The organism is Melioribacteraceae bacterium 4301-Me, from assembly GCA_041538185.1.
In the GTDB taxonomy this organism is placed as follows: Bacteria; Bacteroidota; Ignavibacteria; order Ignavibacteriales; family Melioribacteraceae; genus Pyranulibacter; species Pyranulibacter aquaticus.
The window spans coordinates 367282-391432 of record JBGORM010000001.1; the positions used below are offsets into that span (position 1 = coordinate 367282).

Consider the following 24151-nt stretch of genomic DNA (forward strand, 5'->3'; position numbering starts at 1 on the left):
CAATTAAGAAATGGCATTAAAACCAATTTGTTCGATAATTTGTTTGGCTTTACTTGCAATGTCATTGGTCTCAAATGAGAGTCTGAATGTGCCGCCTCTGCCATCTCTTACTTTTAGAAGTTCAATATCTTTTATATTAATGTTTGCTTTAAATAGTTCAGTTGTAATTTTGCTTAGGACCCCGGGCTCATCTTTCACAGAAATAAAAATATCAACTAATGGATTTATAAAACCCTTATTTGCTTTTGGAATTTCATCACGTTTAATTCTTGCGTTTTCAAACTTTTCATGGATAATTGAGAAATCACCTTTGTTAATAGCTTTTCTCATTTGCAACAAATCATTAATAAAATTATCAATTGCAAGTTCAATATTTCGTTGATTGTATTTAAAAATATCTTCCCAAATAATAAAATCGCTTGCTGCAATTCTTGTCATATCTCTAAAGCCGCCGGCAGCAAAATCAAAAAAATTTTTATCGCTGTGTTTCAAACTTGCTGAATTAATTAGAGAAACCGAAACTAATTGTGGCAAATGGCTAACAGAAGCCACAATTATATCGTGAATTTTAGGTGTAAGGTAAGCAATTTTAGCACCTGTTAATTCTATTAGCTTAATAAATTGATCTATAATAGGGTAGTCTTTAGCATTTTCATTTAGAATGTAAATACTGTTTTCATATAAATAAGGGTCGGAGTTTTCGTAACCGCCGTTTTCCTTGCCAGTCATTGGATGCCCACCAATGTAAAAACCGTTTCTTTCTTTTTCATCCCACACATTTTGAAAGATGCTTTTAACTCCGCAAACGTCACTAATTATTTGTTCATCTTTTAATTTTTCTATAAGTAATCTGAAATAATGCAGTGAAGTATCTACTGGTAAACAAAGAAAAATGACATCGGCTTGAAGGCAATCTTCAACGTCTTCGCTGAATGAGTCTATAACTCCCTCTTCGAATACTTTTTTTAGCACTTCTTTCTTGTCGAATCCATGAATAGATAAATTCTTGCCACGAAGTAGTGAATTCTCATTGTTATTTTTAAATGCCTTTGCCAGTGAGCCGCCTATTAACCCCAACCCAAGTATTGATATTTTTTTAATTTCCATTTATATCCTTCTACCAATTGCCTGAGCAATTAATTTAAGTTCTTCGACAAGCTTTAAAAAAGTGTTAGGGAGTAAAGCTTGTGGTCCGTCGGATAAAGCATTTTCAGGGTCATCATGGATTTCTATCATAATTCCATCAGCACCAGCAGCCACAGCGGCTCTTGCCATTGGAGGCACCTGGTCACGAATACCTGTAGCATGTGAAGGATCGGCAATTACAGGCAAGTGACTTTTCTTATGTACAACCGGGATAGCCGATAAATCAAATGTGTTTCGTGTATATGTCTCAAATGTTCTAATTCCTCTTTCACATAAAAGAACATTTTTATTTCCGTTAGCAAGAATATATTCTGCAGACATCAGCCATTCTTCAATGGTAGCAGCTATTCCCCGTTTTAGCATTACTGGTTTATTTACTTTGCCAAGTTCTTTAATAAGGGCAAAATTTTGCATATTACGAGCACCCACTTGGTAAAGATCTGTATATTTTCCAATCATTTCGATATGCTCAATTTGCATAACCTCAGTAATTACAAGTAAATTATATTCATCAGCTGCAGCACGAATTAGTTTTAGCCCTTCTTCGCCAAGTCCTTGAAAAGAATATGGTGAAGTTCTTGGTTTAAAAGCTCCACCACGCAAAATTTTTGCACCCGATTGAGCAACAATTTTTGCGAGTCTAAATATTTGATCTTCACTTTCTATAGAGCAAGGTCCGGCAATAAGAGCAATTTGATTCCCGCCAATTTCCACGTCTTTAATTTTTATAATAGTATTTTCTTCATGAAAATTTCTGCTTGCAAGTTTATAAGGTGTTGTTACTCGGTAAACATCGGCAACACCATCAAGAATTTTAATTTTGCGTGTATCGAAATCAGGTTGAACGCCGATTGCGCCTAATATTGTCTTTTCGACACCAACTGACTTATGTACTTGAAATCCATAGCTTTCAAGTGTGTGAACAATTTTATCTACTTGTTCTTGTGTAATATTTTTTTCTAAGATTACTACCATTTATTCTCCATATTTTATTCGTGAAATTTTTTTTCGCCAGCTTTTATTTCAATTGGTATAAAATCATCTTTTGTTGGTATTGCGCATGAGTAATTAGGATTATATGCACAGTATGGATTGTAAGCTAAGTTAAAGTCAATTGTATAAATGTAATTAGGGTCGTCAACTTTTTCAAAATCGAGATACCTGCCAACGCCATAGGTTTCTTTATTTGTCGTTAAATCAGTGAACCAAATACTATAGTAAGTTAAGCCACTGTTTGTTTTCCCTTCGTAAACATTTACGTTAATGGGTTTGTTCTTGAAATTAATTTTTACGTAACCAAATTTTACCATTTTACGCGGTTCGCCTTTAGTTCCATAAATTATAATTGTGTCTTTATGGCTGTATTCGTATAGTTTACTTTTAAATACGAAATCGGGATTAACATCGTAATAATTCAGGTCATGGAATTTAATTTTCATTTTATAGTTAAATGGGGAAGCAGGGTCGTTTTTCATGAACTCGTTTTTACTACGTCTTTCTTTTTCGATTTTTTCAATGTATGCTTTTTGTTCTGGAGAATAGTTTTTTCCGCATGAAGGAAGAACAAGTAGAGTTAAAATTAGGATAGGGAAAAAATATAGGTAACTAATAATTGTTTTATCTATTGTTTTCATTTGCGAAGTCATTTTTTCTCATCAACTTTCTTTTTTAGTTCGTTTAGTTTGTTCAAGGCTTCAAGCGGCGTTAAATTATCAACAGATATATCAGAAATCTCTTTTCTAAGTTCATCTTCTTGAGCTTCGAACAAACTTATTTGCATATTGTCATAGTTTTTAAGCTTAGCAAGTTTAGCCTTTTTAATTTCGTAAGGGGTTAATTCTTTGCTTTCTAGGTTGAATAAAATTTCTTTAGCTCGGTTGGTGACAAAAGGCGGCAACCCAGCCATTTGAGCCACTTGAATGCCGTAGCTATGGTCTGCACCTCCAGAAGAAACTTTATGAAGAAATATTACTTTATCGCCATATTCTCTTACTTCAACTTTGTAGTTTTTTATTCGGGGGAAAATTGATGCCATTTCATTGAGTTCATGGTAATGAGTTGCAAAAAGAGTTTTAGCTTGAACTTTAGGATTTTCATGAAGATATTCAGTGATTGCCCAGGCTATAGAAATACCGTCAAATGTGCTTGTACCTCTTCCAATTTCATCTAATAAAATTAAACTCTTGGGTGTAGCGTTATTCAATATATTAGCTGCTTCTTGCATTTCGACAAGGAAAGTACTTTCTCCAGCTGTGATGTTGTCGCTTGCCCCTACGCGTGTAAAAATTCTGTCAACTAAACCAATTGTTGCCTCTTTAGCTGGTATGAAAGAGCCTATTTGAGCCATTAAGACGAGTAACCCTACTTGTCGCAGGTAAACTGATTTACCAGCCATATTTGGTCCAGTTAAAATTATAATTTGGTCGCCGGTGGAAGAGAGCTTACAGCTATTCGGTACAAATTTTTCTCCTGGTGGCATAATTCTTTCGACTACCGGGTGACGACCATCAATAATTTCAATTGTATCTGATTCGTTTAACTGCGGTTTTGTATAGTTATATTGTTCAGCACATTCAGCAAAAGATTGGAAGCAGTCTAACATGGCTATTAGTCTAGCATTTTCTTGAATCGTTTCAGCACTTGCTGCAACATAAGCTCTTACTTGTTCAAAAAGCTGGAATTCAAGATTAGCAATATTTTCTTGTGCGTTTAAAATTTTGTCTTCATATTCTTTTAATTCTGGCGTAATATATCGTTCACTGTTAACTAATGTTTGCTTACGAATATAATTGTTGGGAATTTTATCTTTATGAGCATTACTTATTTCAATATAGTAACCGAACACTTTGTTGTAACTAACTTTTAGTGATGGAATTTTTGTACGTTCTCTTTCAGTTTTTTGTAAATTTGCAATCCATTCTTTAGCATTAGATGAAAAATTTCGAAGTTCATCTAACTCAGCGCTGTAACCATATTTTATTACTCCCCCTTCACTAATACTAACAGGAGGTTCATCATTAATTGCTAATTCTATTTTCTCTACAATGTTATCCAAAGGTTTTAGTTTTTCATTTATCTGTGAAAGAGTATCAACAATAGTTTGGTCTAATAGTTGTTTTAGTAGTGGTATTTTTTTAAATGATAACTTGAGAGATACAATCTCACGAGGAGTGATTCTGCCGGTACAAGTTTTAGAAATTAAGCGCTCAATGTCGCCTACTTCTTTTAATTCGCTTTGGATAGATTTTCGTAATTGTTTTTTATTAAAAAGTTCTTCAACGCATTCTTGGCGTTTTAATATGGGTTCTAATTTTCGTAATGGTGCGGTAATCCATTTTTTGAGCAGTCGACCGCCCATCGGTGTAAGAGTTTTATCAAGTATTGATATTAATGAACCTTCGCGTTCTCCTTCATTTATACTAAAAAATATTTCTAAATTTCGTTTTGTGGCATTATCTAATATCATATAGTCGGATGGGTTGTAAAGAGAGATTTTGTTTATATGTATAAGATTTACCTTTTGAGTTTCTTTAAGGTAATTTAGAACTGCTCCAGCTGCTGAAATGCCGCAGTTTAATTTGTCAATTCCGAAGCCCTTTAATGTTTTTGTTGTAAAATGATTAACTAAAATTTCTTTACCGAAATCAAAAGTAAAAACCCAATCGTCAATTTTCGTTATTCTACAGTTTGGTACAAATTTTTGTAATAGCGGTTCTAACTCATTTTTATTTTTTTTAGGTATTAGAGCTTCGGATGGATTAATAGATTCTAATTGTTCCTTAAGTTGATTTTTATGAACTTCATACGTAAAAAATTCACCCGTAGATGCGTCACAAAAAGATAAACCTACAATTTCATTTTCTGGATAGATTGCCAGCAAGTAGTTGTTTTTTTTGTGATCTAAAATTCTATCAGAAAGAACAACGCCAGGTGTAACAATTTCAACGACTTCTCTTTTTACAATACCTTTAGCAAATTTAGGATTTTCCATTTGTTCACATACTGCAACGCGATAACCAGCTTTAACAAGCTTGGGGAGGTAAGTATCAATTGCATGATAGGGAAAACCAGCTAGTGGCACATCTTCAGCAGCGCCGTTTGCTCTTCTTGTTAAAGTAATGCCTAATACACTTGATGCTATTTTAGCGTCATCTTCAAACGTTTCAAAAAAATCACCTACTCTAAATAAAAGAATTGTATCGGGATAATCTTTTTTAATCTTATTGTACTGATTCATTAATGGCGTAACAGACATACTCAAATGAATTTATTTATTAAAAATATACAAAAAAAATTTTATTGCAGTTTAACGTGTATTAGTTGTACAAATAAATAAACGACAATATTTATTAAAAAGTCTAATTTATTTAGCATGCCTTTCCGTAAGTTTATTTGTTATATCTTCGAGCTCAATTTCTCTATCGACAAGCATTACAAACAAATGGTAAATCAAATCGGATACTTCATTAATTATCTCATTTTTATCATTGTTTTTTGCAGCAATAATAGTCTCTACTGCTTCTTCTCCTACTTTTTGAATTATTCTATTTGTACCTTCTTGAAATAGTTTACTTGTGTATGAGTTTTTTGGTAATTCTATTTTTCTTGACTGTATTAGCTTAAATAAATATTTCAAAAAATTTAGGTTCTCTTTTTCAATTCCAAAACAAGAATAATTTCCTGTATGGCATGTAGGTCCTTCCGGTTTGGCAAAAATAAGCAAAGCATCATTATCACAGTCAGCTAATATTTTAGATAATTTTAAATAATTGCCGGAAGTCTCACCTTTAGTCCACAGACTTTTTCTTGAACGACTAAAGAAAGTAACAAGCTTTGTATCGATAGTTTTTTGTAATGATTCACGGTTCATGAAACCAAGCATTAGAACTTGAGAAGTAGTTTCATCAACGACAATTGATGGGATTAAGCCATTATTCTTATCAAAGTTCAATTTATCAATTTCAGTCATAGTCTTATTCCTATGTTATTATCCGACAAGTATTTTTTTAGTTCAATTATATTTAATTGGTTATAGTGAAATAAACTTGCAGCGAGACATGCATCAACATTAGTGAATTTAAATGCTTCTAAAAAATGTTCTTTTGCTCCAGCACCGCCGCTTGCAATGACTGGTATTGTAACTAAATCAGCTAATTTTTTTAGGAACTCTAAATTGTATCCTTTACGAGTTCCATCATGGTCAATTGATGTGAGCAAAATTTCCCCGGCACCGCGATCACATACTTCTTTACACCATTTAAAGCCTTCGAGTTGAGTCTGTTGTTTTCCGCCTTGAATGTAAACAAGATATTTGCCGTTTACTTTTTTAACATCAATTGCTGCAACTATCGCCTGGCTGCCAAAAATTTTAGAAGCTTCTTCTATTAAATTTGGATTGCGAACAATTGCAGAATTTAACGAAACTTTATCAGCACCCGCATCCAATAAATTCCCTATATCAGTTAATGTTGAAATTCCACCGCCGACAGTAAAAGGAATTCTTATGACACGTCCAACTTCTTTTACTAACTCAATTAAAGTCTTTCTTTTTTCTTCTGTTGCTGTTATATCCAGAAAAACTAATTCATCTGCATTTTCGATGTAATAACGATGCGCTAATTCTACTGCAGAACCGCTGTCTTGTAAATTTATAAAGTTTGTACCCTTTACTACTCTTCCGTCTTTGACATCTAAACAAGGTATAATTCTTTTAGCTAACAAATTTGCTTAACTCCTTAAGGCTAATTTTATTTTCATAAATTGCTTTGCCGACAACTGATGCGTAAATATTTATTTTTTTTAATGCAAGAAGGTCATCAACCGAGCTAATACCGCCAGAAGCAATTAATTTAATTTGTGGATAAGAAGACATAATTTTTTTATAAAATTCTATGTGAGGTCCTTGCAAAGTGCCATCTTTTAATACATCCGTACACAAGTAATATTTTATGCCCAAAGAGATGCAATAATTTAAATGATCCCAAATACTGATGTTACTCTCTTTTGTCCATCCTTTTATTAACACCATTTCGTTTTTTACGTCGAGTGCTACAACAATACTTTCGGCACCAAATTTAATTACGGTTTTTTCAAAATCATCTTTGTTCAGCACTGACATTGATCCAACGATAATTTTATCAATTCCTTCTTTTATGAGTAATTCAGCTTGCAAAAAATTTTTTATTCCGCCGCCAAATTGAATTCTTAATTTTGAAGACTTCTTAATTTCTTTCAATAAATTTATTGTGGTGATATTACCACTTACTGAAGCGACAAGGTCAACAATGTGAACCCAAGGAAATAAATGCTGCTCAAATTTTTGTATTATTTCGATTGGGTTATCACCATAGATTTTAATTTGATTAAAATCTCCTTTAAGCAATCGTACAACTTTGCCATTATAAATATCAACTGCTGGTATAGTTAACATTTCTCTATAAAATTTTTTAATAACTTAATTCCAACTACACCGGATTTTTCAGGATGAAACTGCACACCGTAGAAATTTTCTTTTTGCACTGCAGCAGAAAAATTAATTTCATAATTGCAAGAAGCTATTGAAAATTGATTTGCTGGCACATAAAAAGAATTTGCAAAGTAGAAATAAGTTTCATTTTCAATTTCATCAAATAATTTTGATTTATTATTTATAAAAATTTTATTCCACCCCATGTGTGGCACTTTAACTTTTTCTGAATTAAATTTTTTTGCTGCTACGGGAATAATACCTAGACATTTAACGTTGCCTTCTTCTGAATAATCGCAAAGTAATTGCATGCCGAGACAAATTCCCAAAAAAGGCTTTTTACATTTTTGGATAATGTCAGTTAAATTTTGTGAATTAATATTATTCATAGCAGAAGAAGCTTCGCCCACGCCCGGGAAAATTATTTTCTCACTTTCATTTATTTCTTTGGCGTTGTTTGTAACAATAAAGTCAGCGTTCAAATCGTCGAGCGCATTAATTACAGATTGAATGTTTCCTGCTCCATAATCGATTATAGCAATCATAAGACACCTTTAGTAGACGGCAAGTCATTTTTATTTCTTGGGTCATATTTAAAAGCCTCATTTAACGATTTTGCAACAGCTTTAAACATAGATTCAATTTTATGATGGTCATTTTCTCCGGATGTTTTTAGATAAATATTTGCTCGCATTCCTTGGGCAAGTGACTTAAAAAACTCTTTTGTCAATTCGGTAGGAAAGTCGCCAACATATTCTCTGTTAAATTTACACTTAAAAACAAGGTAAGGTCTTCCTCCCAAATCGATGGCGCATTGTGTAATTGAATCATCCATAGGGAGTAGAAATCCATAACGAGAAATACCGCGTTTATCACCTAAAGCTTTGTCTATTGCTTCGCCAAGTGCTAAACCAACGTCTTCTACCGTATGATGTTCATCAACATATAAATCGCCTTTTACAGATAAAGTTAAATCAATATTCGAATGCTTTGCTAATTGTTCAAGCATGTGGTTAAAAAAGCCTAAACCTGTGTTAATCTTATACTTCCCTGAACCATCTAAATTTACTGAGATTTTTATTTTGGTCTCTTTAGTGGTTCTTTCATATTTTACTTTTCTGACTGGGCTTTTTTCTTTCATAGTATTTTCTTCAGTTCGTCAATAAATTTTTTGTTTTCTTTTTCGGTGCCTACCGTAACACGTAAGCAGCCTTTAACTTGATTGCTTCTATCACGTATAATTATTCCTTTTGCTGCCAATCTTTCATAAATAATTTTTGGTTCTTCTACTTCAAATAATATGAAATTTGAGTCCGATGGGTAAACTTTTTTAATCCCTCTTATTTTGTCCAACTCATCTATCAAATATTTTCTTTCTGATATTATTTTGTTTTTTAATTTTTCTTTTTCCCCGATATTCTCTAATGCTTCAATAACTTTTGCTGAAGTTAGTTTATTTAGGTTGTAAGGAAGTTTGATTTTGTAAAGGTAATTAATAATTTCTGGTTGAGCGATGCAATATCCACATCTAATTCCTGCTAAACCCCAAGCTTTAGAGAATGTTCTAAGTAATATGATGTTTTTCAAATCTATTGTTTTGACTAAATCTATTTCTTCTTCTGCAAAATCATAATAAGCTTGGTCAACTACAATGATAGCTGGGAACTCTTTAGCTAAGCGTAATATGGAGCTTTGCTCAATTAAATTGCCTGTCGGATTATTAGGAGAACATAGAAAAATAATTTTTATTTTTTCATCGAAAGAATTTTTAACAGCGTTAAAGTCTATTTGAAATTTTTTGTTTAACTCTACCTTTACAACTTCAACGTCGTTGATATTACAAGCTACTTCGTACATTCCATAAGTTGGTTCTAATATCATAGCTTTGTCTTTGCCAGGAGTACAGAATATTCTTATAGTTAAGTCAATAATTTCGTCTGAGCCAACTCCAATGAAAAGATTTTGTGGATTTACATTTATGTATTCAGAAAGTCTTTCTTTAATTGTTCTATGATAAGGATCTGGATATCTATTGAGCATTAAGCCATTATCATTAACCACACTACCGTAAGCATTTTCATTTGCATCCAGCAAAATTATAGATTCATCTTGCGGCAGATGAGATTCTCTGGCAGAGGTATACGGTTTTAGTTTTTCAATGTTTTCTCTAACTAATTTTCCTATGTCCATTTTGCCATCCTTATTTTTACAGCGTTTGCGTGAGCATTTAGTTTTTCTTCTTCCGCCATTTTTATTACAGTTCTAGAAATTTTTTTAAAGCCCTCTTTTGACACTTCCTGAAATGTTATTCCTTTCATAAAAGATTCTACACTAACACCTCCAACTGATTTAGAATATCCCATTGTGGGTAGTGAATGGTTAGTTCCTGATGCATAATCACCTATGCTTTCTGTTGAGTATCTGCCAATAAAAACTGACCCGGCATTTTTAATTTTGTTAATGAGTCTTTTTGCATTCTTAAAATTCAGTATTAAGTGCTCTGGAGCATAAATGTTCGAAAGTGTAACAGCGTCTTCTATTTTAGTGACAACTAAGATGAAAGACGATTTCAATGATTCTGTTATAATTTTTCGGCGGGGAAGACTGCTGACTTGTTTTTCCATCTCATCTTTTACTTGTCGAGCAAGATTAAAATCATCTGTAATTAAAATTACTTGGGAATCTGCGCCATGCTCTGCTTGCGAGAGCAAATCAGCTGCAACATGTGCAGCATTGGCAAATTTATCTGCAATTATGAGTAACTCGCTTGGTCCTGCCAACATGTCAATTGTGCATCCACTTGAATCAATACTTACAAGACTTTTCGCTGCTGTTACGTATTGATTTCCTGGACCAAAAATTTTGTCGACTTTTTTAATTGATTCAGTTCCATAAGCCATCATTCCAATTGCTTGTGCACCACCTATGTTATAAAATTCTGTAATATTGCATTTGAGAGCAGCATAAGCCATTTGTGGACTAATCTTATTATCATTTAATTTAGATGTTACAATTACTCTTTTACAGCCAGCAATTTTTGCTGGAATTCCGAGCATTAATAATGTAGAAAATAGTTCAGCACTTCCTCCGGGGATATATAATCCTACATTCTCTATTGGTAAAAATATTTTCTTACATTTTATTCCTTTCGTTGTCTCGATTGAATAGCCATTCGGTTTTTGGTATTTATGAAAATTGTAGATATTATTTGCTGCTGTATCAATCGCTTCTTTTAATTCTTTATCAATTTTTTTTGCAGCATTAATTATCGTGTTACGAGGCACTAAAAAATTTTTACCTCTGAGGCCATCGTATTTTTTAGCGTATTTGATTAACGCTTTGTTGCCTTTTTGCTTTATATCTTCAAGAATCGGTTTTACAGTTTTAATTGCACGTTCGTTGTTTATCGCTGTTCTTGAAAATAATCGCTCAATAGTTTGATTTGAAGTTTTGTTGTAAGTATAAATTTTCATAATATCATGTTATCTATTGTTAGAAGCAAAATATCTGATGCGCCAACTTTTTTTAAATTGCGTAATATGTCCCAAAACTTATCAGAAGGTATTACAGCATGAACTGCCACCATCGATTCATCTGCCAAGGGAAGAATAGTTGGACTTTTTAGTGCTGGCAGAACACTTTTTATTTTTTCTATTGCACTCTTAGGTGCGTTCATCATTAAATACTTAGATGATTTAGCTTTAAGCGCAGAATCAATACGAAAAAGTAGTTCTTCAAATACATTATTCTTTTTTTCGTCTTTATGAATAAATTTATTTGCAATTAAGACAGCTTCTGATTCAAACACATCAAATGATTTTTTAAGCTTATGTAATTTTAATGTGTTACCGGTCGAAACTAAGTCGCAAATTGCATCTGCTATACCAAGTGATGGAGCAGTTTCAACTGAGCCACTAATTTCTACTATAATTGAGTTGAGATTATTTTTTTTAAGGAAGTCATTGAGTAAATTAGGATATGAGGTAGCGATACGTAGCCCATTGAATTCATTTAGTTCTTTTACTTCTTTGCTTTCCGGCACGGCAAGAGAAAATTTACACTTACCAAAACCAAGTTTTCTTATTATTTCTGCATCTGCTTTTTTCTCGTAAAATACATTCTCACCTACAATTCCTATATCGGCTACTCCATCTTTAACGTATTCTGGAATGTCATCGTCTCGTAAATAAATAATATCCATATCGAAATTTTGTACTGAGATTATAAGTCTATCGTTATAATCCTCTATTTCTAATCCCGCTGTTCTTAACAATTGAATTGATTTTTGAGTTAGTCTGCCATTTTTTTGTATAGCTAATTTTAAGTTACCGTTAAGCATACATGCTCCATAAAAAAAAACCCCGACTTTAGCGTCGGGGTTGTGTGAGTAAATAATATTAAACTGACTAAACTAATCCGACGCCTCTTGGAGGTATAAAATGATAATGATGATAATATGTATGGATTAGCCTTGTCATTTCGCGTTCATTTTTGTACTGCAAAAATAAGCATTTTGGATTTAATGTCAATACTTTTACTGCTGTATTGTTGTTAGTTCCATTGGTGTCCAAAATAATTTTGGAATCAAATCCCGAAGGGATGGATACCCAAATAAATTTATAATACAATCAAATTCTTATGGGAATACATCCCTTCGGGAATTGTTTTTCTTAATTAGTTGATAAAACCTATCTCGTCCCTACGGGACTTTTGAATTCATAGGGTTGTAAATCTTCTAGAAATATTCAATCCCTAACGGGATTATGATAATGTTAAAATAACAATCCTCAAAAGCTTTTTGTCAAATTAGGGACAAAATATCTATAGAAAGAGATAATCCCAACATACCACAAGGTGTGGGAATCCACCACTTCGTGGGTGGTGAATTCTCATCGTGGGTGAATTCTCATCAAAAAGTCCCGTAGGGACGATATAAAAAATTATTTTGGACAGATATGGTTAGTTAAGTTCTATGTCCTAATTGCATAAAAAATAGAAAGTTATAAACTACTAAGCGCAATACAAAGACTACTTTATTTATGAAGATTATAAAAATATTTTTTATTTATATTTATTCATCGAATTGATAGGATTTATATGCAGCTAAGAGTTAATATGAGATATAAAGAAAATTATTGTTCATTACTAAAAACAGGCATTAAGTTTGAATTTCACATTGCAAAGCAAGTAAGGGAGCAGTATCAATTTGATGATGAGCTTTTTTCTATTAACGGCAATGTAATTTTTGCAGATTTCAAAAGTGTACGTCTTTTTGTTCAAAAAATAAACTCGAAAAGAAATTACGAACTTCATGTAAGACCTGGTGAGGTTAACGCTGCTGGGTTGATTGATGAAATTTATCATTTTATACTTAATGAGTATGAAAATCGTGTGAATCCAAACGTATTTCAAAAGGCAGTTAATTTTTTAATTGAAGAAGTTAATGCAGATTCACTTAACAATGTGTTGTCTGATTTTATCGATGTGTTTCCACCTATTGATGTTTATAACGGAAAATTAAATACTGCAGATTACCTAAATTCTTCAACGGAAAACAAATCTCATATAGAAATTACATTACAAGAAATTATAACGCTTTATTTCGCCAATTTTAATCCGGCTAATCAGCGAATTATTGAGCTTTTCGATGAAAATTATTTAAATGAAAAGAGCTTATATAATTTTCTGATAAAAAAATTGGATGAGTTCTTTCAGCGAGAGAAAAAGTTTGGGCCTGATAACCAAGATATTTTTTCGTTTTTAAAAACGCCAATTATTAAAAATCCTAACAGTCACGAAGCTCAACTCGATTTTATTTTTGAACGATGGGGCGTACTTATTAAAGAAAAATTTGGCAATAGAATTTTACAAAGCAAAGATTTAATGAAAGAAGATTTACGCTTTGAATTTTTGGGAGGAGGAGCTCCAACAGCAGTACCTAAGTTTAAAGATAAAATGAATGATGCAGATTTTCTTACACTTGGTAAATCGGGCTATAGATACGCTGAAGATATTTGGAAAGATTACGAAGAGCCGAAGAACTTCACAGAAGATATTGATTGGATGCCAAAAGTAGTTTTGATAGCAAAAAATGTTTACGTATGGTTAGACCAGTTATCCAAAAAATACCAAAGAACAATTAAAACTTTAGATCAAATCCCCGATGAAGAATTAGATTTATTAGCTAATTGGGGATTTAACGGCTTGTGGCTAATTGGTATTTGGGAAAGAAGCAGTGCATCACGTAAAATAAAACACTTATTGGGAAACATTGATGCAACTGCTTCAGCATACTCACTCTACGATTATCAAATTGCAAGTGATTTAGGAGGCGAGGACGCATTCAATAATTTAAATGCTCGTGCATTTCAACGAGGCATTCGTCTTGCAAGTGATATGGTGCCAAATCATACAGGTATTTTTTCCAAATGGATTTTGGAAAAGCCGAATTATTTTATTCAAATTGATTATTCACCTTTCCCAAATTACACTTTTAATGGACCTGACCTTTCTGATGATCCATCTATCCAAATTCGAATTGAAGACCATTATTGGAATCGTTCTGATGCTGCAGTCGTTTTTCAAAGAATTGATAATCGTACTGGAGAAATACGTTACATTTATCACGGTAACGACGGCACTAACATGCCATGGAATGATACTGCTCAACTTAATATGATTAAACAAGAAGTAAGAGAAGCAGTAATTCAAAAAATCTTAGAAGTCGCAAGGAAATTCTCTATTATTCGATTTGATGCCGCAATGACCTTAACCAAACGTCATTTCTCACGTTTATGGTATCCACCACCTGGTCAAGGTGGCGATATCCCATCTCGCTCTGATTTTTCAATGACACAAAGTGAATTTGATAAATTATTCCCAACAGAATTCTGGCGTGAGGTGGTCGATAGAATTAATTCTGAAATGCCAAATACTTTGTTACTTGCAGAAGCATTTTGGCTAATGGAAGGATATTTCGTACGTTCACTCGGTATGCATCGTGTCTATAATTCTGCTTTTATGCACATGATGATGAAAGAGGAAAACGAAAAATATCGCGACCTTATTACTAATACATTAGAATTTGAGCCTGAAATATTAAAAAGATATGTTAATTTTATGAGCAATCCAGACGAGGAAACAGCTATAAAACAATTTGGGACAGACGACAAATATTTTGGTGTTTGCACTTTAATGGTTACTTTACCCGGTTTACCAATGTTTGCTCATGGACAAATTGAAGGTTTCACTGAAAAATACGGCATGGAATATAAAAAGGCTTATTATCAAGAATCACCTTTGCAATGGCTTATCGAAAGACATGAAAGAGAAATTTTTCCATTAATAAAAAAGCGCTACATCTTTGCTGGAGTAGAAAATTTTTGGCTGTTCGATTTCATCGATAGCTTTGGAAATGTTAACGAAAATGTTTTTGCGTTTACTAATATGGCACAAGGTGAGCGTGCTGTAGTTTTTTACAATAATAAATTTGAATACACCTCTGGTAAAATTTATCGTTCAACATCTAAACTTGTAAATGAACAACTACAAACTAAAACATTGTCAGATGCCATTAAAATAAATACTTCTAAAAACTACTTTTATGTCTATCGTGAATTAAATTCGAAATTGGAATTTATTAAAAGTGGTGAAGACATAGCTCAGAACGGATTCAGTGTTGAACTACATGCTTTCAAATATAAGGTTTTTATCGATTTTAAAGAGGTTTATGATGACTCTGGTGCATGGCAAAAATTATGTGAAAAATTAGATGGCAGGGGAGTGTCAAATATTCAACAAGAGAAAATTTTGATGACCTTAGAACCAGTCCATAAATCTTTTGGGGATTTATTTTTGCCTGAGACGATTGAAGGTTTTATAAACTATTTATTTGAAACGGGGAAAAATAATAGTGCTAATACGATTGTTGAACCTTTAGAGAATAAGTATAAAAATCTGCTCAAAGAGATAACAAGATATTGCTCAATTGAAGTCGATCATTCCCAGATGATAAGTAATTTTATTTCTGTTGCAGAATCTGCTCATAATTTGAATTCAGTTTTATGCAACGAATTCCCAGTTGATAAAAATATTGTGAATAAAAATATACAAGATATGATTGTTTTTTCTATCATCAATAATTATAAAGAAAATATTGTTCTACTTTTGCTGTGGGATACAATTAGAAATTTAAAAGAATTATTTGAAGATAAAGGTAAAATTAACAAGAGCAACTTCATTAATAAACTTATGCTTGATATACCAATAAAAAATATTTTGATGGGAGTAACGCACAATGATACTAATCTCTATTACGAAATATCACTATTAAATGTTTTATTCCATAATAAAGTCAATCTTCTAAATTTATTTGAGATTAATTACGAAGAAAAGCAAATAGATAACATTACTAAAACAACTAAAGATAATTATCTCAGTTTAATTGACTCTTTTTTTGAAAATGAGCATGTTAAATTTTATTTGGGTGTAAATTGTTTCGAAGGTGTTTGGTATTATAATAAAGAAAGGTTCGAAGAACTACTTAAGTGGATTTTAACTATCAACTTACTTTCACTTTATACAAATGATAAAAATAAAAGCAAAGAAGAAATAGCCATTTTTTACATAAAAAAACTATCCAAATTATATAGTTCTATCGTTACACTCTCAAATGAATGTGGGTATAAATATGATTTTTTAAAAGAGAAATTGAAGAATTTAATTTTAGATAATAATCTTAAATTAATATGAAAAGGTAGACACTACATCGTGTGGATGTCTACCTTTTTCAGGAGGTGTGAGAACAATCTTAATTCTGATTTATTCTACAAATTAAAATTATATCTTAATCCTATACTGCTTGTCATACCTACAAAATTATAACCGTCATTGTAAAAGCCGAGGTCGGCATTTAACCCAATGTTGTTAAATAAAGCATAGTCTATTCCAACACCAACTCTTCCGTTGAGTTTAGTTTTTGTTTCTGTAGGATTTGTTATAGAGTATTCAAATTTTCTGTTTGTCAAAACTATCCCCATAGAAAAGTATGGTCTAATCTTGTTAAATACAAAAGGTGTTAGGTATAATGAAAGATGAGTACGCAAATCCTTTTCGTTTCCGGAAATATTTTCCATGTTTCCGCTTAAATATTCACCAGTGAATGCAAGAGTGAGATTTTTGTTAAAAGAATAACCTAATATAATTCCGTAACCAGATGGATTATTGATTTCACTTATTCTGTTATTCTGGCTTGAATTGTTAAACCATGAACCTACAACTCCCACTGAAAACCTATTTTGACTAAATAGGTCGGAATTAGCAAACAGCGACAATAATAAAATTACTGTAATACTAATCGAGCGTTTCATATTACCTCCTATTTGTTTGTAGTTAAAAAATTGAGACATTTTTTATTATTTATTCATCTCACATTACTAAAAAGTGTTTTCATTCTAATGCTTGCAACAGCAAATCCAAGTATTGTTAATGCTAAAAGATGGATAACTTGTAGATATACATCAGAAAAACTTGCACCCATTCTAATTATTCTTATATATGCATTGTAGAAAGGTGTAATGGGAATTAAATATGCTATTACTTTTATGTAAATTGGCATTGATTGGATTGGCCAACTGTACCCAGAAATTAAAAAAACGGGATACGATGTTAATGTTAAAAATTGTAATGAGATTATCTTTTTCTTAAAAAAGGAAGAGATAAAAATACTTATGTAAATCACAGAAGCTATAAGTAAAACTACTGTCAATGACAGTGCGAACCAACTGCCTAATATATTTATAGAGAATACCTTAAAGTTAATAGTGAGAAAAAAAAGTGAATAACTTAGATAAAGAATAAAATAGAATAATCCCTTACCGTGAATTGCATCAGTTACATTCCCTTTTGTCAAATAAAATAACTCGCTTAAAGTACCTAATTCTCTTTCCTTAGCAATGCTTTCCGATAGTCCTATAAGCAGCGTTTGATGTATAATTAAGATTAATATAGCAGGTATTAAAAAATCACCATAAGTTTCAGTAAAACTGAACATGGGATGTATTTCTCCATGTATGGGCTCTATTAATTCTTTAGCTTGCTCGTACGAATAGCTATTAGATAAAAAATATTTTAGTCGAATTTCAGCACCTGCATACGCAATTGTTTCATTAATGGCTTTGTTAATATCATTAGAGACTAAAAAGCGACTTGAATTAAGATATAACTTCAAGTCAGCGCCTTTACCACTTTTGAGATTCTTTTCAAAATTTTTTGGGAAAAAAATCATAGCCTGAGCATTTCCTGTGTTAATTTCTTTAACTCCATTGGAAAAATCTGACACTACTTCATATACTTTTATTTTTTGGTGAGCATCAAAATTTCTTATCAATTCTTTTGTAATTGATGAATTATCCATGTCAACTACAACTATTCTTACGTTTTCTTCAGTCTTATTAGAATAAATGGAGCTGTAAAAAAATGAATAGAAGATAGGTGCCAATAATAAGACGGCGATTAAATTCACATCTTTTGAGATTACTTTGATTTCTCTTTTAAAGACAGTGATAATATTTTTTATTCTTTCTTTCATAATTTTTTGATTTTGTATTTAAGTATCAGAATAGATAGCAAGAATGAACCTATTGTAAACAAGGTAAGAATTCCGATTTCAGGAATAACAGTTGCAATAGGTGTATCCATCAAATAAAGTTTTAAAAATCCATTTAGAAAGTGAGTAAAAGGCATTAATTGAGCTAATACTCTTGGTATTAAAGGCATAGCCCAAATCGGGAAAGTAAATCCACTTAGTATAAATGCAGGGGTATTTATAAAAACAGCAAATTCTGTTGCCAAAAGTTGATTGTGAAAAATAGAAGAAATCAACAGACCAAGCATCACACATGAAATAATGTAGTAAATAATAAATAAAGCTACGAGAAGAACATTTCCATGAATTGGTATATTGAGTAAAGGGAAAATGATACCTAAAATTAAAAATACGTTTACTGTGTGAATTAATATAAGCGGTAAAGATTTGCCTATTAAAATTGCAGATAAATTATTGTCTGGGATTTTTAATAGTTTCTCGAAAGAATTATCTGTGAATTCTGAACCAATACTTACAGCTGCAGTAATTATTATTATTATTTGTAAACTAAATGCAATTAAACCTGGGACTAAATAGCTGAGGTAACTGTAATTTGGGTTATATAATGAATTTGTATCAAGCCTAATTGGGTTAATTAAATTAATAGCACTTTCCTTGCTAAGTTTTTTTGCCTCTAATTTTTTTAATAATATTCCACCCGAAATTGTTCTTAGTATAGTTAGTCCATCTTTATAAATTATATTACTTACAATTAAGTTAGATGCATTAATATAAATAACAACAGTGGAGTTTTCGCCTTTTTTAATTTTATTTTCAAGCCCTTTAGGTATGTAGAATGCAGCTACAATTTTTCCTTGTCTCATACTTTGTTTAATTTCTTCTACTGAAGTAAAGTAATGCATAATCTTCATAGAAGAAGTGCTTTCGACTGATTCAGTAATTTTTCTAGAAAGCATACTATAATCTAAATCGCATATTCCCACTGGCAGTTCCCTTACAAGTTCATTCTTGTATATTAAAGCATAAAGAAAGAAAATAATTAATGATGTTATTATGGATAAGACATATATAGTTTTCTGTTCAGTGATTCTTTTGAACTCTCTTAGTACAATTTCTTTAATGTTTTCAATAGACTTTTTCATGTTCTTTTTTTAAATAAAAACTATGTTTTACATTTTAATATTTACTGTCATACCTGGCCTTAAGTTGTTTATTGGTGATTTGCTTCTCAGATGTATTTCAAAAGTTTTCAAATCAAACTCACCTTTTTGATTTGTAGGTTTCCAAGTTGCAAAATCTGCCATAGGGGAGATGTACGTAACTTCAAATTCATATTCAGAATTATTGAGTGCAGGGACAAATCCTTTAAAGATTTTTCCCATTTTGATTGTGTCCATTTTATCTTCTCGTACTTGAAGAACCACGTAGGAATTTCTTAAATCCAGAATTGTAAAAATTGGGTAACCACTGTTTATTACTTCACCAGTATTTGCAATAATTTTACTTACTTCTCCATCAATAGGTGATTTGATAATTAGTTCATCTTTATAAGCACATGCTTCGTTGAAAGCATTTTCTGCTTGATGATATAAAGACTCTGCTGCATCAATTTCTTCTGGTCTAGCTCCTTTCATTACCATCTCGTATTTTGCTTTTGCTGCTTCCATCTGTGCTTTAGCAGAGTTGTATTTGAATTGCATTTCATCCATTTCTTGTTTTGTTATTACAGAATCTTTGAAAAGTTTCTTAAATCTTATCCAAGTTTTTTCGACATAATTAAATTGTTCTTTTGCTTGAATGTATAATTGTTCAACAGCTATTTTTTCTTCTGGACGAGCACCGTTTTTAGCCATTTGTAGTTTTGCTTTTGCTGCTTCCATCGCTCCTTTTGCTTGTTCTACTTTTGCATCCATTTCTTTGCTTTCTAAACTTGCTAAAACTGATCCCTTGTCGATGTGCTCACCCTCGTTGACATATATAGTATCAATTCTACCTGGGATTTTAGAGGCTACGTCAATTTCGGTTGTCTCAACTATCCCCGTTAAAACTTCTTCATTAGAGGTGAATACAGAAGCGATTAAAAATATTAAAGAGATGAGCATTATAAAGATTGGTATTGATACAACTATTTTTCCTTTAGTCAATTTCATTTTGGTTCTCCTATTCATACCAGATTCTTAAAAATTTATTAGGGTTACCTTCAGCAAGAAACAATGAACTTAGTGTTTCGTAGTAGTCAAAAAGTGATTTTAAGCGATCAACTTTCACTTTTTCTAATGAAAGTTGTGCGTCAATTACTTCAAGCGAAGTTGCCATTCCAGCTTCAAATCTTTTTTCGTTTTGTTTTAAATTTTCTAATGCAAGTGATTCGGTCACACTAAGTTTTTCATATCTCGTTTTTGCATTTTGCATGTCCTTGTACGATTTATCGATCCATAAAGAAACTTGTTTTCTAACATCCGATTCTAAGAACTTTAATTCATTTTCAAGATGTTTAGCAGATTGTAAATTGAGATAATCTTTAAATCCCTTAAAAATATTTAGGTTAAACTGAATCCCAACAGCCCAGCGTGGTTCTAAACTTGATAAATATTGAGGATACATCTCATACTTTCCAAAAGCGACAATTTTTGGTAGAAATTCTGACCTGGCAATACTAAAATTTTGATTAGCTTCAATATTTTTTTCTTGAATTATTTTTAGTAGTGGTTGGCTTTCAAAAGCGTTTTGTTTGAATACATTAACAGAATCTTTGATTTCTTTGAAAACAAGTGAGTCAGTAAGCACAAAAGAAGTATTTTGGTCTATGCCTAAAGATTTTTTTAGTATTATCCATGATAGTTCTAGATTGTTTTTATCTGTTGATAAATTATTTTCAGCTTCTGCTACTGCTACTTTTGCACGCAGGTAGTTGTTGACAGCAATTAACCCCTCATCATACAATTTTTTAGCTTCTTTTTCATGGTTTCGCATTCCATTTAAAACTTCTTCTCTTGTTTTTACAACATTATTGAGTAGCAGTACTCTTAAATAATTGACTATAATTTCGCTTTCTATTTCATTTTTTACTTTTGTTAATTCTATCTCAGCCGATTTTTTTTCGGCTGTGGCATAATTTTTTGCAGCAATTAATTTTCCACCTAAAAACAAAGGCTGTGTAATAAAAAGCGTAGCAGTCCAATAGTTTTGTTTTTTGAAAGTTTCTTCAAATGAAGGTATTGTACTATTTAATGTGCTTAGTGTTTGAGAGAATATATTGTTTTTAATTTCTATAGGAAGAGGGTTACCATTGTTTAAAATGTTGTAAATATTAGCAAGCTCGACTTGATTTTTAGCTTGAAGATTGGTTATTACTTCTTTAATTGGGTTTAGATCTATATTAAGTTCTTGATTTAGATGAGTAAAATTTCCTTCAAGCATTATTGACGGTAAAAAGTTTCCATAAGAAGATAAATCATCAAATTTTTTTTGAGCAAATCTTTCATAGAACTGCTTAATTTTATCATTGTTCTTAAGTCCAATATTAATTGCTTCGGATAATGATAAAGTTTGTCCAAAAGTTAAATTGTTGCATAGGACTATTATTAAGAAAGGGGAAATTTTCTTTATTAGTTTCATCATATTCCTCATTGAATAATGAACCATAATTCATTAATAAAGCAAAAAAAATTATTTTTGTATTCCATGTTTAATTAAAAATTTCACATTTCTTCTTATTTTATTTAGTGAATATTTATTTTGATCTTTAGCCCAAAGATGAAGAAGATTTCGCAAAGCACCGAATATAAAGTGACGAAATACTGATAAATCAATATTTGGATCAAACAAATTTTGTTTAATTCCTTCTTTTATAACTAGCTCGCCTTGGTCTAAAAACATATCGTAGTATTTTGTAAATTTTTGGTTAGTAGATTGAATTAAGTGGTTTTGTTCGTTAACAAAAACAACTGCTAATGATGGATTTTCTGTAAATATGTCAAATACAAGGTCGATCATAGCATCAATTTTTTCGATAGGAGAGATAGCAGTGTTTTCAGCAACTGATTTTAATTCCACAAACAATTTTTGCCATAGTTTTTCGAATATTTGCAGTAGTATACTCTCTTTATTTTTAAAATAAATGTAGACGCTTCCTGTGGCTACATTTGCTAATTCTGCTATTTTTGATATTTTGGCTTTATGATAACCATAATCTGCAAAGACTTTTATTGCTGCTTCCAAAATATCTTTTTCTTTATTCCCTTCTTTAACTCTCATTTTCGTTAAAGAAATTATTAATGAATAACGATTCAAAAATAAATAAAAATTAAATATAAAGTCAATACAACAAAAATTTTTTTTATACTTTCCAAATTTTGCACTTAATCTTGCTTTTTCACTGCTTATTATCTCAATCTTTTATTTGGCTGCAAAGTTTAATATTGCTAATTTTGATTTCGAATTTATAATTGTATAGGAGAAAAATTGTGGTCATTGGAGTTCCAAAAGAAGTAGCTTCCGGCGAAAACAGAGTAGCAATTGTGCCGGATGTAGTGCCAAAGTATATTAAAAAGGGGTACCAAATTTTAGTTGAAAAAGGGGCAGGGATTAATGCTGGATTCCCCGACGAAAAATATGAGAGCGCTGGTGCCAAAATTCTAAGTGACGTAAATGACCTATATTCCTCATCTGATATTATCTTGAAAGTGCAAAGACCAACTGAGCATCCTACCTTAAAAAAACACGAATTGGAGCTGATGAAGAAAGGCACTTTATTGATTACTTTTATGTATTCCCTCCATTACCCCGAATTAGCTAAAAAGTGTGCTGAATTGGGTATTAATGTTATTTCGATGGATGCAATACCCAGAACTACAATAGCACAAAGAATGGATGCCCTTAGCTCTCAATCTAATATTGCCGGTTATAAAAGTGTAATAATAGCAGCAAATCATTTAAAGAAAATATTTCCTTTGATGATGACTGCTTCGGGCACAATTTCACCAGCAAAGGTTGTAATAATGGGTGCTGGCGTAGCAGGTTTACAAGCTTTGGGTACAGCAAAAAGACTTGGCGCCGTTGTTGAAGTCTCTGATGTTCGTCCCGCAGTCAAACAGGAAGTAGAAAGTTTGGGCGGTAAGTTTATTGATATGCCAACCAGTGAATCAATGCAGGATGCTAGTGGTTATGCAAAAGAGCAGTCAGAAGAGTTTTTAAGAAAACAAAAAGAAATAATTTTTAAACATGTGACTGAAGCCGATATTGTTATAACTACCGCTTTAATTCCCGGTAAAAAAGCACCGATATTAGTTACTGAAGAAATGGTGAAAAATATGCGTCCAGGTTCAGTTGTGTTGGATATGGCAGTAGAGTTCGGCGGTAATTGTGAAATAAGTGAAAAAGGTAAAACTGTTGTAAAACACGACGTAACAATTGTTGGCGAACCAAACTTGCCAAGTTTAGTGCCTTATCATGCAAGTGAAATGTATGCTAAAAATCTTTATAATCTTATTGAATATTTTACGAAGGAAGAAGGTAAGTTTAATTTTAACATGGAAGATGAGATTTTGAAAGGTGCTACTATTGTAAAAGACTCACAAGTTATTCACGAAAGGACAAAAGCCTTGTTATAAAATTTTTCAAATAAAAAAAGGATAATAAATATGGAAGGTACTGGCATTTTAATGTTAATCTACGTTTTTGTGCTTGCTATATTTGTAGGCTTTGAGTTGATTACTAAAGTTCCGCCAACGCTTCATACACCATTGATGTCTGGCTCAAATGCAATTTCAGGTATTACAATTGTTGGAGCGATATTATCAGCTGGCTTACAAGAATTTACAGTAAGCACAATACTTGGTTTAATTGCTATGATTTTTGCCACTATCAATGTGGTAGGCGGTTACTTAGTAACAGATAGAATGTTAAAAATGTTCAAAAAAAAGTGAGATGAA

At 31.8% G+C, this 24151-nt stretch carries 21 protein-coding genes; 3 read left to right on the forward strand and 18 right to left on the reverse strand.

Annotated features, from left to right (window positions below; genetic code table 11):
- Positions 1–3: 3 nt before the first annotated feature.
- The 12 genes from ABRY23_01670 to hisG all read right to left on the reverse strand — a co-directional run bounded on the left by ABRY23_01670 (position 4) and on the right by hisG (position 11951).
- A complete protein-coding gene (locus ABRY23_01670) occupies positions 4–1107 on the reverse strand; it encodes a prephenate dehydrogenase/arogenate dehydrogenase family protein (GenBank protein ID MFA3781755.1) in 1104 nt (367 codons plus the stop codon).
- The gene (aroF, locus tag ABRY23_01675; GenBank protein ID MFA3781756.1) at positions 1108–2121 is read right to left on the reverse strand and encodes a 3-deoxy-7-phosphoheptulonate synthase; all 1014 of its coding nucleotides are present in this window, start codon (positions 2119–2121) and stop codon (positions 1108–1110) included.
- Positions 2122–2135: 14 nt separating this feature from the next.
- Positions 2136–2792 (reverse strand): DUF1684 domain-containing protein, encoded by a 657-nt coding sequence (locus tag ABRY23_01680; GenBank protein MFA3781757.1) that lies wholly within the window; start codon positions 2790–2792, stop codon positions 2136–2138.
- Complete coding sequence (gene mutS, locus ABRY23_01685; protein MFA3781758.1) at positions 2789–5383, reverse strand: DNA mismatch repair protein MutS; 2595 nt, start codon at positions 5381–5383, stop codon at positions 2789–2791. Before mutS ends, ABRY23_01680 begins: the two co-directional genes overlap by 4 nt.
- Positions 5384–5509: 126 nt before the next feature.
- Entirely contained in the window at positions 5510–6115 is a 606-nt protein-coding gene (gene hisIE / locus ABRY23_01690; GenBank protein MFA3781759.1) for a bifunctional phosphoribosyl-AMP cyclohydrolase/phosphoribosyl-ATP diphosphatase HisIE, read from the reverse strand.
- Positions 6112–6867, reverse strand: coding sequence for an imidazole glycerol phosphate synthase subunit HisF (gene hisF / locus ABRY23_01695; protein ID MFA3781760.1), 756 nt, complete (start codon positions 6865–6867; stop codon positions 6112–6114). The genes hisIE and hisF overlap by 4 nt, the downstream gene beginning before the upstream one ends.
- A complete protein-coding gene (gene hisA / locus ABRY23_01700) occupies positions 6857–7576 on the reverse strand; it encodes a 1-(5-phosphoribosyl)-5-[(5-phosphoribosylamino)methylideneamino]imidazole-4-carboxamide isomerase (GenBank protein MFA3781761.1) in 720 nt (239 codons plus the stop codon). Before hisA ends, hisF begins: the two co-directional genes overlap by 11 nt.
- Complete coding sequence (hisH, locus tag ABRY23_01705) at positions 7570–8157, reverse strand: imidazole glycerol phosphate synthase subunit HisH (GenBank protein MFA3781762.1); 588 nt, start codon at positions 8155–8157, stop codon at positions 7570–7572. Before hisH ends, hisA begins: the two co-directional genes overlap by 7 nt.
- Entirely contained in the window at positions 8154–8753 is a 600-nt protein-coding gene (gene hisB / locus ABRY23_01710; GenBank protein MFA3781763.1) for an imidazoleglycerol-phosphate dehydratase HisB, read from the reverse strand. The genes hisH and hisB overlap by 4 nt, the downstream gene beginning before the upstream one ends.
- Positions 8750–9802 carry a histidinol-phosphate transaminase gene (gene hisC, locus ABRY23_01715; GenBank protein MFA3781764.1) on the reverse strand — a complete coding sequence of 351 codons (1053 nt, stop codon included), beginning with the start codon at positions 9800–9802 and terminating at the stop codon, positions 8750–8752. Before hisC ends, hisB begins: the two co-directional genes overlap by 4 nt.
- On the reverse strand, positions 9793–11085 hold the full coding sequence (gene hisD / locus ABRY23_01720) for a histidinol dehydrogenase (protein MFA3781765.1): 1293 nt from the start codon (positions 11083–11085) through the stop codon (positions 9793–9795). The genes hisC and hisD overlap by 10 nt, the downstream gene beginning before the upstream one ends.
- Positions 11082–11951, reverse strand: a complete 870-nt coding sequence (gene hisG, locus ABRY23_01725) for an ATP phosphoribosyltransferase (GenBank protein MFA3781766.1) — start codon at positions 11949–11951, stop codon at positions 11082–11084. Before hisG ends, hisD begins: the two co-directional genes overlap by 4 nt.
- A gap of 776 nt (positions 11952–12727) precedes the next feature.
- On the opposite strand from hisG, the gene ABRY23_01730 reads away from it, so the two are divergent.
- Entirely contained in the window at positions 12728–16363 is a 3636-nt protein-coding gene (locus tag ABRY23_01730; GenBank protein ID MFA3781767.1) for an alpha-amylase family glycosyl hydrolase, read from the forward strand.
- 74 nt (positions 16364–16437) lie between these two features.
- On the opposite strand, the gene ABRY23_01735 is transcribed toward ABRY23_01730, so the two are convergent.
- From ABRY23_01735 to ABRY23_01760, 6 genes are read right to left on the reverse strand one after another with little or no spacing between them, the layout of a single operon-like run.
- On the reverse strand, positions 16438–16980 hold the full coding sequence (locus tag ABRY23_01735; GenBank protein MFA3781768.1) for an outer membrane beta-barrel protein: 543 nt from the start codon (positions 16978–16980) through the stop codon (positions 16438–16440).
- Between the two features lie 53 nt (positions 16981–17033).
- On the reverse strand, positions 17034–18200 hold the full coding sequence (locus tag ABRY23_01740; GenBank protein ID MFA3781769.1) for an ABC transporter permease: 1167 nt from the start codon (positions 18198–18200) through the stop codon (positions 17034–17036).
- The gene (locus tag ABRY23_01745; GenBank protein ID MFA3781770.1) at positions 18197–19360 is read right to left on the reverse strand and encodes an ABC transporter permease; all 1164 of its coding nucleotides are present in this window, start codon (positions 19358–19360) and stop codon (positions 18197–18199) included. Before ABRY23_01745 ends, ABRY23_01740 begins: the two co-directional genes overlap by 4 nt.
- Positions 19361–19387: 27 nt before the next feature.
- Positions 19388–20368 carry an HlyD family secretion protein gene (locus tag ABRY23_01750; protein ID MFA3781771.1) on the reverse strand — a complete coding sequence of 327 codons (981 nt, stop codon included), beginning with the start codon at positions 20366–20368 and terminating at the stop codon, positions 19388–19390.
- Positions 20369–20378: 10 nt separating this feature from the next.
- On the reverse strand, positions 20379–21839 hold the full coding sequence (locus ABRY23_01755) for a TolC family protein (protein MFA3781772.1): 1461 nt from the start codon (positions 21837–21839) through the stop codon (positions 20379–20381).
- A 48-nt stretch (positions 21840–21887) separates the two neighbouring features.
- Complete coding sequence (locus tag ABRY23_01760; protein MFA3781773.1) at positions 21888–22475, reverse strand: TetR/AcrR family transcriptional regulator; 588 nt, start codon at positions 22473–22475, stop codon at positions 21888–21890.
- A 209-nt stretch (positions 22476–22684) separates the two neighbouring features.
- On the opposite strand from ABRY23_01760, the gene ABRY23_01765 reads away from it, so the two are divergent.
- The gene (locus ABRY23_01765) at positions 22685–23830 is read left to right on the forward strand and encodes a Re/Si-specific NAD(P)(+) transhydrogenase subunit alpha (GenBank protein MFA3781774.1); all 1146 of its coding nucleotides are present in this window, start codon (positions 22685–22687) and stop codon (positions 23828–23830) included.
- A 30-nt stretch (positions 23831–23860) separates the two neighbouring features.
- The gene (locus ABRY23_01770; protein MFA3781775.1) at positions 23861–24145 is read left to right on the forward strand and encodes an NAD(P) transhydrogenase subunit alpha; all 285 of its coding nucleotides are present in this window, start codon (positions 23861–23863) and stop codon (positions 24143–24145) included.
- Positions 24146–24151 lie beyond the last annotated feature (6 nt).

Coding starts and splice junctions, on each gene's coding strand:
- ABRY23_01735 (MFA3781768.1), bottom strand. CDS start 16,980: ATGAAACGCTCGATTAGTATTACAGTAATTTTATTATTGTCGCTGTTT.
- hisA (MFA3781761.1), bottom strand. CDS start 7,576: ATGTTAACTATACCAGCAGTTGATATTTATAATGGCAAAGTTGTACGA.
- ABRY23_01770 (MFA3781775.1), top strand. CDS start 23,861: ATGGAAGGTACTGGCATTTTAATGTTAATCTACGTTTTTGTGCTTGCT.
- ABRY23_01670 (MFA3781755.1), bottom strand. CDS start 1,107: ATGGAAATTAAAAAAATATCAATACTTGGGTTGGGGTTAATAGGCGGC.
- hisB (MFA3781763.1), bottom strand. CDS start 8,753: ATGAAAGAAAAAAGCCCAGTCAGAAAAGTAAAATATGAAAGAACCACT.
- mutS (MFA3781758.1), bottom strand. CDS start 5,383: ATGAATCAGTACAATAAGATTAAAAAAGATTATCCCGATACAATTCTT.
- ABRY23_01680 (MFA3781757.1), bottom strand. CDS start 2,792: ATGACTTCGCAAATGAAAACAATAGATAAAACAATTATTAGTTACCTA.
- ABRY23_01760 (MFA3781773.1), bottom strand. CDS start 22,475: ATGAGAGTTAAAGAAGGGAATAAAGAAAAAGATATTTTGGAAGCAGCA.
- ABRY23_01755 (MFA3781772.1), bottom strand. CDS start 21,839: ATGATGAAACTAATAAAGAAAATTTCCCCTTTCTTAATAATAGTCCTA.
- ABRY23_01730 (MFA3781767.1), top strand. CDS start 12,728: ATGAGATATAAAGAAAATTATTGTTCATTACTAAAAACAGGCATTAAG.
- ABRY23_01750 (MFA3781771.1), bottom strand. CDS start 20,368: ATGAAATTGACTAAAGGAAAAATAGTTGTATCAATACCAATCTTTATA.
- hisD (MFA3781765.1), bottom strand. CDS start 11,085: ATGAAAATTTATACTTACAACAAAACTTCAAATCAAACTATTGAGCGA.
- ABRY23_01745 (MFA3781770.1), bottom strand. CDS start 19,360: ATGAAAAAGTCTATTGAAAACATTAAAGAAATTGTACTAAGAGAGTTC.
- ABRY23_01740 (MFA3781769.1), bottom strand. CDS start 18,200: ATGAAAGAAAGAATAAAAAATATTATCACTGTCTTTAAAAGAGAAATC.
- hisG (MFA3781766.1), bottom strand. CDS start 11,951: ATGCTTAACGGTAACTTAAAATTAGCTATACAAAAAAATGGCAGACTA.
- hisH (MFA3781762.1), bottom strand. CDS start 8,157: ATGATTGCTATAATCGATTATGGAGCAGGAAACATTCAATCTGTAATT.
- hisC (MFA3781764.1), bottom strand. CDS start 9,802: ATGGACATAGGAAAATTAGTTAGAGAAAACATTGAAAAACTAAAACCG.
- hisIE (MFA3781759.1), bottom strand. CDS start 6,115: ATGACTGAAATTGATAAATTGAACTTTGATAAGAATAATGGCTTAATC.
- aroF (MFA3781756.1), bottom strand. CDS start 2,121: ATGGTAGTAATCTTAGAAAAAAATATTACACAAGAACAAGTAGATAAA.